Source organism: Paenibacillus silagei (genome assembly GCF_017874735.1).
Taxonomy (GTDB): Bacteria; Bacillota; Bacilli; order Paenibacillales; family Paenibacillaceae; genus Paenibacillus_AQ; species Paenibacillus_AQ silagei.
On the sequence record NZ_JAGGLV010000023.1, the window covers coordinates 1 to 12,471 of the forward strand.

The following is a 12,471-nucleotide window of genomic DNA, read 5'->3' on the forward strand; positions in this document are numbered from 1 at the left end:
GGTGAAGAGCCGTATGCGTGAATTGCGCACGTACGGATCTGTGAGGGGTAGGGGCACAATCCACGATGGAGAGGCCCCGCCTACTTGACCAACTAGAAACAGTGAAACGGAAGTCCTCCCTCTTCTAATTGTAGTCTGTACAACTAAATTTGCCCTAAAGGGCGAAAATCCAGGTATGGAGGACTTTTAGTTGTACGAAATACAGCTAAACGGAGATTTGGCGGCATATCAGACGATCTAGTTGTATGAATTACAATTAAGCCTACCCCTTGCACCTAATCAAGGCGCGGTAAACCCTCTGCAAGCAATATTTGTTGAATAGTGATGAAAAAGCAGCCTGCCCCCTTAAAGGGGGCGGGCTGCTTGAGGTCCGTGTGCTGTGCTGCTTATAGCGGAATTAGACGAACAACGAACGGGAAATGATTACGAGCAATATGAAGAGTACCAAGATCGCACCGGTCGAAGTGAAGCCTACACCTGCACCCATGTCTGATTCCTCCCTTGATTCATGTCTGTTCCCACTTGCCGCCTTAAGTCCGGCGGACCTCCATGGGATAATGACATCATATGCTTATGAACGATTCGTGAACTGGTCAGCAGCCTAAACTTCGTCAATATGGGCTGCCCTGAGCCGCAGACCCTTGGGCAAATGATTCTTGAGCTGGCCGGAGCTGGCTTTGCCCCAGCCTACAGGCAAGCCGTCTACGGTTACCAGCGTCCAGCCATGCAGACTTGGCAGAACCGGCAGACTCTCGCCGCGCAGCCAGGCCTGGATCTCCGTGCCGTCCGCAGGCATATTATAGCTGCGCGCCGCCTGATCCGGCCGGAGTGTCATGGCCAGGGCGTGCGCGGGCTCGATCCGGTTTTTCTTAAGATGGGCAATATGCAGTCCGGCACGCGGCACCTTGAGCCCGTCCAGTATCCCGGTGTGCAGCCGCTCATTGAATGCCTCAGGCAGCAGATACAGGGATTCGCCGAAGAGAAGCGGGACGCCGTGTCCAGCGAATCCGGGCAGCTCTGCCGCCGCCCAGCTCATGAACTGTTGATAGGCCTCCCTAAGCGTAGCACTTGTCTTCGGACCGTCACTGCCGCGTTCACCCCGCTTGCCCCGGCTCTTGCGCGGAGCGGAATCCGCCGGGTCTGCTGAAGCCGCCTTGTGCAGCAGGGCCACGAAATGCCCTTCGCCCCGCTCCAGATGCGGCCACAGCCGCTTCGTAACGATCAGCTCCATATCGGGATAGGTCTGCACGAAGCGCTCCATCGTCTCCTCATTCTCCTGGCGGTTGAAGGTACAGGTCGAATAGACCATATGGCCGCCGGGCTTCAGCATCAGATACGCATCCTGCAGAATATCCCACTGTCTGGCTACACAGATCTCCACATGCTTCGGAGACCATTCATCTATCGCCGCGGGGTCTTTGCGGAACATTCCTTCACCGGAGCAAGGCGCGTCCAGCATAATGCGGTCGAACACCTCAGGGAATCTTTTGGAGAGATCACCAGGAGCTGCGGAAGTAACCAGTGTGTTGCTTATGCCGAGCCGCTCGACGTTTTCGGCCAGGATTTTGGCCCGCTCCGGGTGAATTTCATTGGAGATGAGCAGCCCTTGCCCTTGCATCAGTGCGGCGATATGGGTGGTTTTGCCGCCGGGAGCAGCCGCGAGGTCGAGAACGGTCTCTCCGGGAAGCGGCTTCAGCAGCTCGGCTGCGGACATTGCGGAGGGCTCCTGAATATAATATAGTCCGGCGGTATGATACGGATGTCTCCCTGGGCGAGCGGGGTCTTGGTAATAGAAGCCTGACGGACACCATGTTACCTGTGACAGACCGAATTGTGAGATTGCCTGCTCCGCTGCGGTGCGGCCGGAAGGTACACTGCTTTTTAAAGTATTGAACCGCAGACCCTGGGTCCGCGCAGCAAGATAGCTCTTCAGAAAAGCGTCCGCCGAATCCCCCAGCATCTCTCTAATATTGGCGGTGTAAGCGACAGGCAGTCGTTCTTCATTCATAAATCAATCTCCTCTAGTCCAAGTTCAAGATAAGTAAAGCTGTCATCTTAGTTGCTGTTTCGGGTGGATACCGATAAAATTAGGTATGGAACCTTAGCGTACCTATACCTGTAGCTGTACCCGTTTTTATTATTGTACATATACACAACTATATCATAATTGCCGGCCTTCACCGTAAATAGGGCAATTGTAAAGGGAGATGTACCTATATGAACTTGCTGCAAGCGCTATTCTTCCCGCCGGAGCAGCCCGGTGGTGTATCTTCTATGATTCCTTATCTCCAGGAACGCTTCCGGTCCAGCCGCTGGGAGATGGATTTGTTCTGGCTGCCTAAGCGCATCCGGGGCAAGGGGCGCGAAGACATCGTCTTCGAGACCTTCGACTGGACCGTGTATGGCGAAAGTCCGGTTGTGCAAAAATACATTCAGACTTACCGGGATTACATTTGGTGGACTAAGCTGCGTATGAGCAAAAATTATGACCTGATCCATGCCCATCACCCGATTGCCGGGCTGGCGATGAAGAGAATTTATCCTGACGTTCCCTTGATTCAGACGCTGCACTCCAGCTATGAGCGTGAATTAATCCTGAATGGGGTGATCCGGGAGGGGGGGCTTGAGCATCAGTTCCTGGTCGCGATTTACCGGGAGCTGGAGCATGTGAGTGACCGGCTGATGACGGTTTCGCGTGCTTTTGCCGATTATGTGACTCCTTATATTGACCAGCCGGACAGCATTGGAGTCATTCCTAACGGATTCGATGAGAAGAGATTCAAGCCTGTCCCGCATGAGAATGACATTCCGCAGCTGGTCACAGTTACCCGTCTCGTACCGGCCAAAGGCATAGATATTCTGTTCAAGGCTTGTGCCGAGCTGAAGAAGCGGGGACATGAATATGTGCTGCATATTATCGGGGACGGACCGAGCCGGGCGGAGCTGGAGCAGCTTGCGCAGGCGCTGGGCATCTATAATGAGACTATTTTTTACGGCTATACGCTACATCCTGAGGAATTCATGCCGTTCTTCGATATCTTCGTATTGCCTTCGCGGGCGGAGGCGTTCGGTTCGGTATTTGCCGAGGCTGCGCTGAGCTGTCTGGCGCTGGTCGGGACGAATGTGGGCGGTATTCCCGAGCAGATTGAGGACGGGGTGAACGGGCTGCTGGTGAATCCGGATGATGAGCTGGGACTGGCAGATGCTCTGGAAAAAGTAATCACGGACCCCGGCTACCGCTATGAGCTGTCGCGTTCGGCTTGGGATAAAGCAAAGAGCCTCTACTCCCTGACCCGTGTAGCCAATGAGCTGAAGAAAACCTATCTGCAGTTCCAGCCGGGAATGAAGGGGTGAGGCTATGATTCCTTTTCGTTTCCTGCATGCGGCAGATCTGCATCTGGACAGCCGGTTCGCCGGTCTGTCCCATCTCCCCCAGGATATCCGCTCCTATCTCCGGGAGTCTACCTTCGCCGCCCTCGGGCGGCTTGTTGGCGTAGCCACCCTGCAAAAGGTGGATTTCGTGGTCATTAGCGGCGATGTCTACGATGTCGCGGATGCTTCACTTCAGGGGCAGCTCCGGTTCCGGGAGGCCCTGGAGGAACTTGGACGCCACGGGATTCAGGTATTCCTGATCCACGGTAACCATGATCCGCTGGACGGCCCGCGCCTTAGTTCGGCACCGCCTGCCCATGTTACGGTATTCGGCGGGAGTGAGCCGGAGCGCGTGACCGCCCGCCGCAGGGAAGACGGACGGGAGGTAGCTGTGGTTAGCGGCATCTCCTACCCGACCTCCAAAGTGACAGAGAATACAGCTCTGCGCTTCAGCCGCCAGCCGGGCAGCAGCCTGTTCCACATCGCCCTGCTGCATGGCAATGTGGACGGGGATCTCCAGCATGAGACGTACTCCCCGTGCACCCGGAAGGATCTGATCGGCAGGGGCTATGACTATTGGGCGCTCGGGCATATTCATAAGCGGAGTATTCTGCATGAGCATCCGCCTATCGTCTATCCGGGCAATATTCAAGGAAGAAGCATTAAGGAGACCGGGCCCAAGGGCTGCTATACGGTTGATGTCAGTGCAGAGGGGGGAGTCCGGCTGGATTTCCATGAACTGGACAGTGTGCGCTGGCAGGTCCGCGAGCTCTCTATAGATGGGCTCAATGACGAGGCCGAGTGGACCCTCGCTGTAGAGAATGCAGTGGAGGATATCCGCAGCGAGACCCCGCAGATGATGTCTGTGGTCAGGTTCCGCCTGACCGGACGGGGCGATATACATAAGGTGCTGGCTGAGAAGGGTGCGGCCGATGATCTGCTCACCGAGCTGCAGCGGCGGGAAACGGTGCGCGCGGTGCGCAAGGAATATGCGGGCTTGGTCTGGACGGAAGGCTTCTCCATCGAAACGGGACTTGCGGTTGACCGTGAGCACTTGCTTCTGGAGGACAGCTTCCTGGGTGAAATGCTGCGGCTTGCCGGGCACAGTGGCGGGAATGCCTCAGAGTTGGACGAGCTGGTCGCTACTGCGCTGAGACCGATGATGGAGAATCAGGAGCTGCGCAGGTTGCTATTATCCGTAGGCGCCGAAGAGAAGCAGGAATGGCTGAGAGGTGCAGCAGAGCTGGGAATCACATTGCTGAGCGGACTGGAAGAGTCCGGCGGGACGCCGCAGAATGCTGCGGAAGAAGGCAAGGCGTATTCTGCTGGGGATGCAGGAGATGGCGACGGACAGCAAGGCCGGGAGGTAGAGGAATGAAGATCGATTCATTGCGGATAGACGGCTACGGAAGGCTGGCTCAGCGGGAGATCGGACTGAATGAAGGGGTCACGGTTCTGTTCGGACGCAACGAGGCGGGTAAAAGCACGACCCTGCAGTTCATCCGTGCTATGCTGTACGGCATCCCCGGCCGGGGGAATCCGGCTGAACGGTACGAGCCGCTGCAAGGGGGGACGCACGGCGGGGTGCTGGAAGCAAAGGATGAGTCCGGCGCATTATGGACTATCCGCCGGTATGCATCCGGCGGCGCGGGGCCGGGCAGGGCAGAGAAGCTGCATATTGCACTCAGCCATCCGGATGGCCGTACGGAGGAGCTGAATCAGGCGGAGCTGGAGCGGCGTCTGCTTGGCGGCATCTCCCGGAGTATGTTCCGCCAGCTGTTCGCTGTCTCGCTTGACGAGCTGCAGGAGCTGGGTGCCTTGCAGTCCGGGGAAATGAGCAGCTACCTGTTCCATGCCGGGATGGGCGGCGGCGGAGAGATTATGCGGGCAGAGAAGCGTCTGGTTCAGGAGGCCGAGAAGCTCTACAAGCCGCGCGGTAAGGTCCAGGAGGCGGCCAGGATTCTGCAGTCTATCGGGAAGCTGGAGCAGGAGGTGGCGGAGAGCCGCTCCTATCTGCCGAGATATAACGGGAACACCCTGGCTCTGGAAGCTGCGGAGCAGCAGCTGGAGCAGATGAAGCTGGACCGCGAGCTCGCTGGAGCAAGGCTGATTAAGCTGCGCAAGGCGCAGGACATCCGGGAGCTGTGGCTGAAATGGAGCGAAGGCCGGCTGGAGCTGGAGGAGCTTCCCGTGATTGCGTCGTTCCCGGATAACGGGGCGGAGCGCTGGAGGTCACTTACAGCCGATCTGCGCAGCTTGCAGGGCGCCGCGTTCCGGCTGGAGCGGCTGACGGCGGAGCTGACCGCAGAGCTTGCGGCGAATCCGCCCGACCCTCTGCTTGCGGAGCAGGGGCCTGAGCTCGAAGCGCTGGACCGCAGCCGCAGCAGCTATGAGGACAAGCGGGCAGAGCAGCAGCGGATTGCCGCGGAGCTGACGGCTCTGCGGGAGCAGCTGGAACGCCTGCTGCGCAGTATCGGTGCAGGCTGGGATTCGGCAGCGCTCGCGGACTTCACCCCGTCCGCCGCGGACCGGGAGGCCGCGCGGCGTTATGCCGCCTCCTTTGCCGGGTATGACCGGCAAATGGAGACCCGGGGCGCGGAGCTGCTGAGCCTCCGCGCCCGCAAGGCCGCCGCCGCTGCTGCGCTGCAGGCGGCCGAGCGGCTGCTGGCGCAGGAGCACGCCAGCGGCGCAGCGGACTTCGCGGGCCTGGCTGCGCGCAGCCCGCGTGAACTGGTGCAGCTCTGGGACGAGCTGCAGCAGGCCGCCGAGCGCTGGCGCGAAGCGCAGCTCGGCCCGGAAGGCGGCGCGTCAGCCCCGCGCCGCAGTGACGCCGCCGGGGGCAGCCGCCCCGGCGCGAACGGGCGCCGGGCGGCACGCTACCGGCGCCTCCTGCAGGCGGGCGCAGCGCTTACGCTGCTGCTGCCGCCTGCGCTGTGGCTGACCGGCGCACCGCCGGTCAGCGTATGGTCCGCGCTCGGCCTGCTGGCCGCAGCGGACCTGTGGCTCTGGGCCGCCCTGCGCGCAGCGGGGGCGGCGGTTGCCCCGCCGGAGCCGGGCGGCGGGGAGGCGGGCAAGGCCGCAGCGGAGATGCTGCGGCTGCGCGGGCAACTGCTCTCCGGCGCGGAGCGGGAGAGCGGCAAGGCGTCCAGCCCTGACGCAGGCGGGCTGGAGGCCGGGATGCGCGAGCTGCGCCGGCTGATGGAGGCCTGGGGCACCTGGCGCCAGCGCGTAGACCGGCAGGCGGCTGAGGCCGAGGCCTGCAGGACGGAGTTTGAGCGGCTAAGCGGACAGGAACAGGTGCTGACAGGCGAACTGGAGGAAGCGGAGGCTCGCTTCACAGAGCTGGCGGCGCGCTACGAAGATTGGCTGCGTCAGCGGAGACTCCCCGAAGGGCTGTCCCCGGACAGCCTGCCGGATATTTTCGCCCTGGCAGAGCAGGGCCATGAGCTGCTGCGCCAGGAGGCCAAATGGTCTGCGCGGCTAAGCGGACTGGCGGCGGAATGTGCACTATATGAGCAGGAAGGGATGAAGCTGCTTGCAGCTGCGGAGACCGGACGGGTAAACTCCATTTCCTTTGTAGCTGAGCAGCAATCGCTACCCGCCACCAATCCTACCGCCCAGCATTCACCCGCAACTCCAGCTGCTCCCCGCCACCCCACACCAGCCGCCCTATTAACCTGGCTGGAGCTGCGGAAGCGGGAGTGGGATCAGCTGAAGGCTGAGCTGCTGCGCAGAGAGAGTGTGGAGGCGCGGCTGGCTGAAGTCCGGGAGGAGCTGGCAGCGAATCACAGGGAGCAGGCGGAATTGAACCTGCGCTGCTCGAAGCTGCTGGAGGAAGGCGATGCTGAGGACGGCGAGCAGTTCCTGCGCCGTTCCTCTGCGTGGCTGAGGCGGATAGAGGTTACACGGTCCGTGCGTCAAGCGGAGCTGGCGATGTTCAGCGGATGGGATAACGAAGGCCGGGCAGAGCTGCTGAGTCTGCTGGAGCATCTGGACGCCGGGCGGCTTGCGCAGGAGCGTCAGGCTGCGGAAGAAGCGGCGGCCGAGCTTGAAGAGGAACGCAGCGCACTGCTTGAGCAGCGCGGTAAGCTGCTGCAGGAACGGGAAGCATTGACGAAGCGCGGCAAGGAAGATACTGCGCTCCAGCAACTGGAGGAACAGCGGGCGGCACTGCGTAATCTGGCAGGCCAATATGCGGTAACGGCGCTGGCGGCCGAGCTGATGGGCCGGACACGCAGGATCTATGAGCAGGAGAAGCAGCCTCAGGTGCTGCAGCTGGCCTCCGTGTATTTCTCGAAGCTCACGCACGGGGAATACCGCCGGATTGTAATGACGCTGGGGCATAAGGAGCTGAAGGCTGAACATAAGGATGCCGGACTGCTGGACAGCGGCCTGCTCAGCCGGGGAACCGCGGAGCAGCTGTATCTGGCGATCCGGCTGGCACTGGCAGAAACGATGAGCAGCAAGGTGAATCTGCCGCTGTTCTTCGATGATCTGTTCGTTAACTTCGATGAATACCGGCTTCATGCGGCTCTGGCTCTGCTTGGCGAGCTGTCTTCTTCCCGGCAGATCGTCATGATGACCTGCCACCGTCATGTCGCCGAAGCTGTGGCGGGCAGCATTCCTGCCGCAGCAGTTATTTCCGTGTAGTGCGGATCGCAGGCTTGATGCTGACAATCGTAATCCCCTGCTTCTTGCCGCCCGCTCCTCCTGCGGGCGGCTTGCCATGCCCTGGCGGCGGGGACATGGGGGAGCGCACCAGCATGACCACCCATATCAGACACAGCGCGCCGAAGATCGGGTAGAAGATGCCCAGCAGCGAGCTGAAGCCGAACTGGCTGAACACATAGCAGATTAGCATCAGGAGCGGGGCGACAAGCGCGGGGGCGACCGGGAGCCGCTGCTGGAGCTGTACGCTTACCCCGTAGATACCGGCGACGAAGGTGCTGAAGATTTCCATGAAGATCAGCAGCAAGAACACCATCTGCACCACCGGACCCAGCCGGATGGCAATGCTTCCCATCGGAATCTCGAACTGCAGGATGCCCGGCATCTGCGAGCTCATGGCAAAATGGGCCGCCAGCAGCATGAACCCGATGCCCGCTCCGCCCAGAATCCCGCCGCGCACCAGCGCACGTTCGTCATCCGTATGACGGGCCAGCGGAACCAGCACCGCCTGGGCCATGCCAAGGTTGAACGAGGTATAGAGCAGCGGAGAGATCCATGCGTTGATGCTGCTATAATCGGTGGGCAGGAAGAGGAAGCGTTCGGCTCCCGCAACGCCCAGCGTATTACAGACAAGGATCAGCGACAAAGTAAGCATCAGGGGCACCACCAGGCTGTTGATCTGCAGAATGCCGGAAATACCGCGCTTCAGCAGCAAGTAAGATCCGAGGATCGTCAGAAGCAGCCCCGCCTGATAGGGAAGGCCGAGATGCTCCTTGAAGATTGCCCCGGCGCCTGCCAGCATGATGCTGTTCACCCCGATCAGAATAATCATGGTAAACAGGCTGATGATGGTCCCGGCCTTGGCTCCGAACAGGTGGCGGTTGAAATCCTCATACGAGTCCGCAGAGATTTTCCGGGCGATGATCATCATTTTGGTGCCCAGCCAGATAAAGAGAGCGGCAGAGAATAGAATCGTCAGCAGCGCCCAGTGGCCGTATCTGGTGAAAAAACGGAGGATTTCCTGGCCGGTAGCGAATCCGGCGCCGACAATGGTGCCGATATAAGTGAAAGCGATCTGTAATGTGCGGATATGTGACTTCATGCTTAGCCTCCTTATGAATGCTGCGAAGTTTACAATTGCGGGGCCTGCAAGGATATAGCCTTGTGTAGTCCGCATAGTACAGGTTATGATGAGGAACAGAGGGACATGACTTCCGCCTGGACGAACAGGTGCGATTTCGGTGGAACGTCTATTAAGTGTAATGGAGGTTTACAATGATGGAATTATTGAAACAGCGGATATTGGAGGAAGGGATTGTCGTCTCGGATCAGGTGCTGAAGCTGGACGGACTGCTCAACCACCAGGTAGATCCGATGCTGACGATGGAAATGGGACGGGAATTTGCCCGCAGATTTGCTGAGGCTGGAGTTACTCGCGTAGTGACTGTGGAATCCTCGGGGATTGCCGTGGCATTTGCCACCGCTTATGAGATGAAGGTGCCGCTGGTGTTTGCCCGGCGCAAAAAAACGCTGCTGGCAGATCCCGACGCTCTGTGTGAACGGGTTCCATCTTTTACCAAAGGGATTGTTACGGACATTATGCTGTCCCGCCAGTTCATCTCGGAGGATGACAAAATCCTCTTCATCGATGATATTATCGCCAATGGCGACGCGGCGCGCGGCCTGATTAAGATTATCCAGCGTTCAGGTGCCGAGCTGGTGGGCCTTGGCGTAGTGGTCGAAAAAAGCTTCCAGGCCGGTGCCCGCACGATCCGGGAACAGGGAATCCGTCTGGAGTCTCTTGTTGATATCACCTCTCTTAATGACGGGACGATTGTTTTTGGATAAGGCTGAAGTGACAATAACAGGAACACAGCCTATTTTTGAAACATCTGCTTTTCACCCTATAAGTTTTCCTTTATAATAAAAATTAGACATGAGAGAGGAGGCGTCACAATGGGGAATGAACCGGTGACAGAGCAATTTTTTATTGATAAACTAACCGAGGCTAAGGATCACTTCGAACGTGCGCTGGATTGCAAACACACGGAGTTCGACGATTTGTATCCCTATATGATCGAACATCCTCAGTTTTTCTGGTACAAACGTTATGTTGCTTGGTCAGAGCTTTTGACAATCACAAGTTTGTGTGAAGAGCTGTCGTATAGCTGGAGACAGACATTCACAGAGCATCAGGTCGAATATCTGGAACAACGTGTGATGTCCGCTAAAGTTCTTGACTTCTGGTTTGAGAAGAATGAAGCGCTGATATAGGAACTTCATAAGACATACAGATTGCTTTTGAAAGATAACTAGACCCGGATGATTCTCATTTGGGTCTTTTTCATGACCGGATTCAGGGTTAAATTGGACAAGCTAAGCACAGAGAGGGGACTAAGAATACTATGATAAGTGATGAACAACTGGATGCCTACCGGATTTCCGGTGAGCGGATAAGAGTTGTACGCGACGGGCTGGCGAGCAATGATATCCGGGGAATCGTGCTGGCCTGGGACGAAACCCAGGTGATGATCCGGCGTCCGAACAAGCATGTGGTGAAGCTGGACCGGAGATACCTGTATCAGCCGGTGAGCGAGCCGAGACCGGAAGCCTATACCCCGGAATGAGCGGAGAATGGAGGTCAAGATGAGTCATCATCATAAAATAGCGATAGTTACCGGAGGTGCAGGCGGAATCGGACGCTGCATCACCGAGGAATTACTGAAGGCCGGAGCAGTGGTTGCCTGCATCGATACGGATCTTGCTGCCGGATGCTGGCTGGAGGCCAAGTATGGAAGAGAGCGTCTGTTCTTTTATCAGGGAGACATTGCGGAACAGCCGATGCTGGATGATTTCATCTCACAGGTAATCAGCCGCTACGGACAGGTGGATTACCTGATTAACAATGCCTGTATCAGCCGTAAAGGGCTGCAATCAGAATGCAGCTATGAGGATTTCGAGTATGTGCAGCGGATTGGAGTGACGGCGCCTTATTACCTGACGCTGCGGCTTAAGCCGCATTTTGCCCAAGGAGCCTCTATTGTGAATATCTCCTCCAGCCGGGAGCGGATGTCTCAGCCGGATACCGAGAGCTATACAGCGGCCAAAGGCGGGATCGGCGCATTGACCCACGCCCTTAGTGTAAGTCTTAGCGGCAAAGTGCGGGTTAATGCAATCAGCCCGGGTTGGATTGATACCACCGCTTATCACGGTACAGAGGAATCGGCAGAGCCGGTTCATACAGAGCCGGATCGGCTGCAGCATCCTGCGGGAAGGGTAGGAACTCCGGCGGATATCGCAGGCATGGTGCTGTTCTTGTGCAGTGAGGCTGCGGGATTCATAACGGGCGAGAATATTACAATCGATGGCGGGATGGGCAAGCAGATGATCTACCATGGAGACGAAGGCTGGACCTATCAGCCTGGAGGACAACGATGAAGCTGCCTATAATTAAAAATGCCGGGGAACTAGCCGCGCTGGTGCGGGAGATCGGTTACCTGCCCATGTTCCGCTGCGAGATCGCAGGCTTCTCTCTGGAGGAATGCACTCCTGCGGGCTACTGGTTCGTGAAGGGTGTAGAAGGGCCGTGGGAGTGGCGCGAGGAGATTGCGGCCGGGGGCGAGATCGCTTATGCGAAGCTCTTTAACAAGAAGGCCGGGTTCATCAGCAGAGAATGGTACCCGGACTTCGCCAATTACCGCCGGGACGGTTATGATTTCGATGCCAGATATGATGACGGACTGGCCTCTATGGCCAGCAAACGAATCATGGATGTGCTGCTGGAGCATGAGGCGGGGCTGCTCTCCAGTGATCTTAAAGGGTTGTCCGGCTTCGCGGTCAAAGGTGCCAAAGGCTTCGACACAGCCATGACGCTGCTCCAGATGCAGACCTACATTACAGCCAGCAAATTCGAGTATAAGCAGGACAAGCATGGCCGTCCTTACGGCTGGGGAATCGGGCGTTATGCCGTGAGCGAGCATGTATTTGGGGCAGACTATGTGACTTCGCGTTACAATGATCAGCCAGTGTCATCCAGGGAGCGGATTATGGAGCATACGGCCAAGCTGTTCCCGGAGGCAGGATCGAAGCAGCTGGAGAGGGTTCTAAAGTAAGGACGGGCGTCGAACTGGTGAACGGCAGGAAGGGACCGGGTTGCCGTTTGGGCCAAATGTATGCGAAAAACCGATTACAATTGCTCGCGTGGAGGTACCAGGGCCAAATGTAATCGAAAAACCGATTACAATGGGTCGTGTGGAGGTACCTGGACCAAATGTAATCAAAAAACCGATTACAATGGGTCGTGTGGAGGTACCAGGGCCAAATGTAATCGAAAAACCGATTACAATGGCTCGCGTGGAGGCACCTGGGCCAGATGTAATCGAAAAACCGATCACATTCCGCTCTGCGGAGGCACCTGGTCCAAATGTATGC

At 57.9% G+C, this 12,471-nt stretch carries 11 protein-coding genes; 8 read left to right on the forward strand and 3 right to left on the reverse strand.

What is annotated here, in order from left to right; all coding sequences use genetic code 11:
* Positions 1 to 397: 397 nt before the first annotated feature.
* Both J2Z70_RS25905 and J2Z70_RS25910 read right to left on the reverse strand, forming a co-directional pair.
* A complete protein-coding gene (locus tag J2Z70_RS25905; protein WP_143803672.1) occupies positions 398 to 487 on the reverse strand; it encodes a sporulation protein YjcZ in 90 nt (29 codons plus the stop codon).
* 114 nt (positions 488 to 601) lie between these two features.
* A complete protein-coding gene (locus J2Z70_RS25910; RefSeq protein WP_209877959.1) occupies positions 602 to 2,008 on the reverse strand; it encodes an RsmB/NOP family class I SAM-dependent RNA methyltransferase in 1,407 nt (468 codons plus the stop codon).
* A gap of 209 nt (positions 2,009 to 2,217) precedes the next feature.
* Here J2Z70_RS25910 and J2Z70_RS25915 point away from each other — a divergent pair, with 209 nt between their 5' ends.
* From J2Z70_RS25915 to J2Z70_RS25925, 3 genes are read left to right on the forward strand one after another with little or no spacing between them, the layout of a single operon-like run.
* Entirely contained in the window at positions 2,218 to 3,354 is a 1,137-nt protein-coding gene (locus tag J2Z70_RS25915; RefSeq protein WP_209877961.1) for a glycosyltransferase family 4 protein, read from the forward strand.
* Between the two features lie 4 nt (positions 3,355 to 3,358).
* On the forward strand, positions 3,359 to 4,750 hold the full coding sequence (locus J2Z70_RS25920; protein ID WP_209877963.1) for a metallophosphoesterase family protein: 1,392 nt from the start codon (positions 3,359 to 3,361) through the stop codon (positions 4,748 to 4,750).
* Positions 4,747 to 8,022: an AAA family ATPase gene (locus J2Z70_RS25925; RefSeq protein WP_209877965.1), complete on the forward strand. Its 3,276-nt coding sequence runs from the start codon at positions 4,747 to 4,749 to the stop codon at positions 8,020 to 8,022. The genes J2Z70_RS25920 and J2Z70_RS25925 overlap by 4 nt, the downstream gene beginning before the upstream one ends.
* On the opposite strand, the gene J2Z70_RS25930 is transcribed toward J2Z70_RS25925, so the two are convergent.
* Positions 8,009 to 9,142, reverse strand: a complete 1,134-nt coding sequence (locus tag J2Z70_RS25930) for a YkvI family membrane protein (protein ID WP_209877968.1) — start codon at positions 9,140 to 9,142, stop codon at positions 8,009 to 8,011. The genes J2Z70_RS25925 and J2Z70_RS25930 overlap by 14 nt on opposite strands.
* A gap of 176 nt (positions 9,143 to 9,318) precedes the next feature.
* On the opposite strand from J2Z70_RS25930, the gene J2Z70_RS25935 reads away from it, so the two are divergent.
* The 5 genes from J2Z70_RS25935 (at position 9,319) to J2Z70_RS25955 (ending at position 12,152) form a co-directional block, all read left to right on the forward strand.
* The gene (locus J2Z70_RS25935; RefSeq protein ID WP_209877970.1) at positions 9,319 to 9,888 is read left to right on the forward strand and encodes a xanthine phosphoribosyltransferase; all 570 of its coding nucleotides are present in this window, start codon (positions 9,319 to 9,321) and stop codon (positions 9,886 to 9,888) included.
* 108 nt (positions 9,889 to 9,996) lie between these two features.
* A complete protein-coding gene (locus J2Z70_RS25940) occupies positions 9,997 to 10,314 on the forward strand; it encodes a hypothetical protein (RefSeq protein ID WP_036725087.1) in 318 nt (105 codons plus the stop codon).
* Positions 10,315 to 10,445: 131 nt separating this feature from the next.
* On the forward strand, positions 10,446 to 10,667 hold the full coding sequence (locus J2Z70_RS25945; protein WP_036725081.1) for a hypothetical protein: 222 nt from the start codon (positions 10,446 to 10,448) through the stop codon (positions 10,665 to 10,667).
* A 19-nt stretch (positions 10,668 to 10,686) separates the two neighbouring features.
* The gene (locus J2Z70_RS25950) at positions 10,687 to 11,478 is read left to right on the forward strand and encodes an SDR family oxidoreductase (RefSeq protein WP_209877972.1); all 792 of its coding nucleotides are present in this window, start codon (positions 10,687 to 10,689) and stop codon (positions 11,476 to 11,478) included.
* Complete coding sequence (locus J2Z70_RS25955; protein ID WP_209877974.1) at positions 11,475 to 12,152, forward strand: AlkZ-related protein; 678 nt, start codon at positions 11,475 to 11,477, stop codon at positions 12,150 to 12,152. The genes J2Z70_RS25950 and J2Z70_RS25955 overlap by 4 nt, the downstream gene beginning before the upstream one ends.
* Positions 12,153 to 12,471 lie beyond the last annotated feature (319 nt).

Excerpts from the sequence above, each read along its gene's own strand:
- J2Z70_RS25925 (WP_209877965.1), top strand. The coding sequence starts at position 4,747 with ATGAAGATCGATTCATTGCGGATAGACGGCTACGGAAGGCTGGCTCAG.
- J2Z70_RS25910 (WP_209877959.1), bottom strand. The coding sequence starts at position 2,008 with ATGAATGAAGAACGACTGCCTGTCGCTTACACCGCCAATATTAGAGAG.
- J2Z70_RS25915 (WP_209877961.1), top strand. The coding sequence starts at position 2,218 with ATGAACTTGCTGCAAGCGCTATTCTTCCCGCCGGAGCAGCCCGGTGGT.
- J2Z70_RS25930 (WP_209877968.1), bottom strand. The coding sequence starts at position 9,142 with ATGAAGTCACATATCCGCACATTACAGATCGCTTTCACTTATATCGGC.
- J2Z70_RS25945 (WP_036725081.1), top strand. The coding sequence starts at position 10,446 with ATGATAAGTGATGAACAACTGGATGCCTACCGGATTTCCGGTGAGCGG.
- J2Z70_RS25940 (WP_036725087.1), top strand. The coding sequence starts at position 9,997 with ATGGGGAATGAACCGGTGACAGAGCAATTTTTTATTGATAAACTAACC.
- J2Z70_RS25955 (WP_209877974.1), top strand. The coding sequence starts at position 11,475 with ATGAAGCTGCCTATAATTAAAAATGCCGGGGAACTAGCCGCGCTGGTG.
- J2Z70_RS25905 (WP_143803672.1), bottom strand. The coding sequence starts at position 487 with ATGGGTGCAGGTGTAGGCTTCACTTCGACCGGTGCGATCTTGGTACTC.
- J2Z70_RS25920 (WP_209877963.1), top strand. The coding sequence starts at position 3,359 with ATGATTCCTTTTCGTTTCCTGCATGCGGCAGATCTGCATCTGGACAGC.
- J2Z70_RS25935 (WP_209877970.1), top strand. The coding sequence starts at position 9,319 with ATGGAATTATTGAAACAGCGGATATTGGAGGAAGGGATTGTCGTCTCG.
- J2Z70_RS25950 (WP_209877972.1), top strand. The coding sequence starts at position 10,687 with ATGAGTCATCATCATAAAATAGCGATAGTTACCGGAGGTGCAGGCGGA.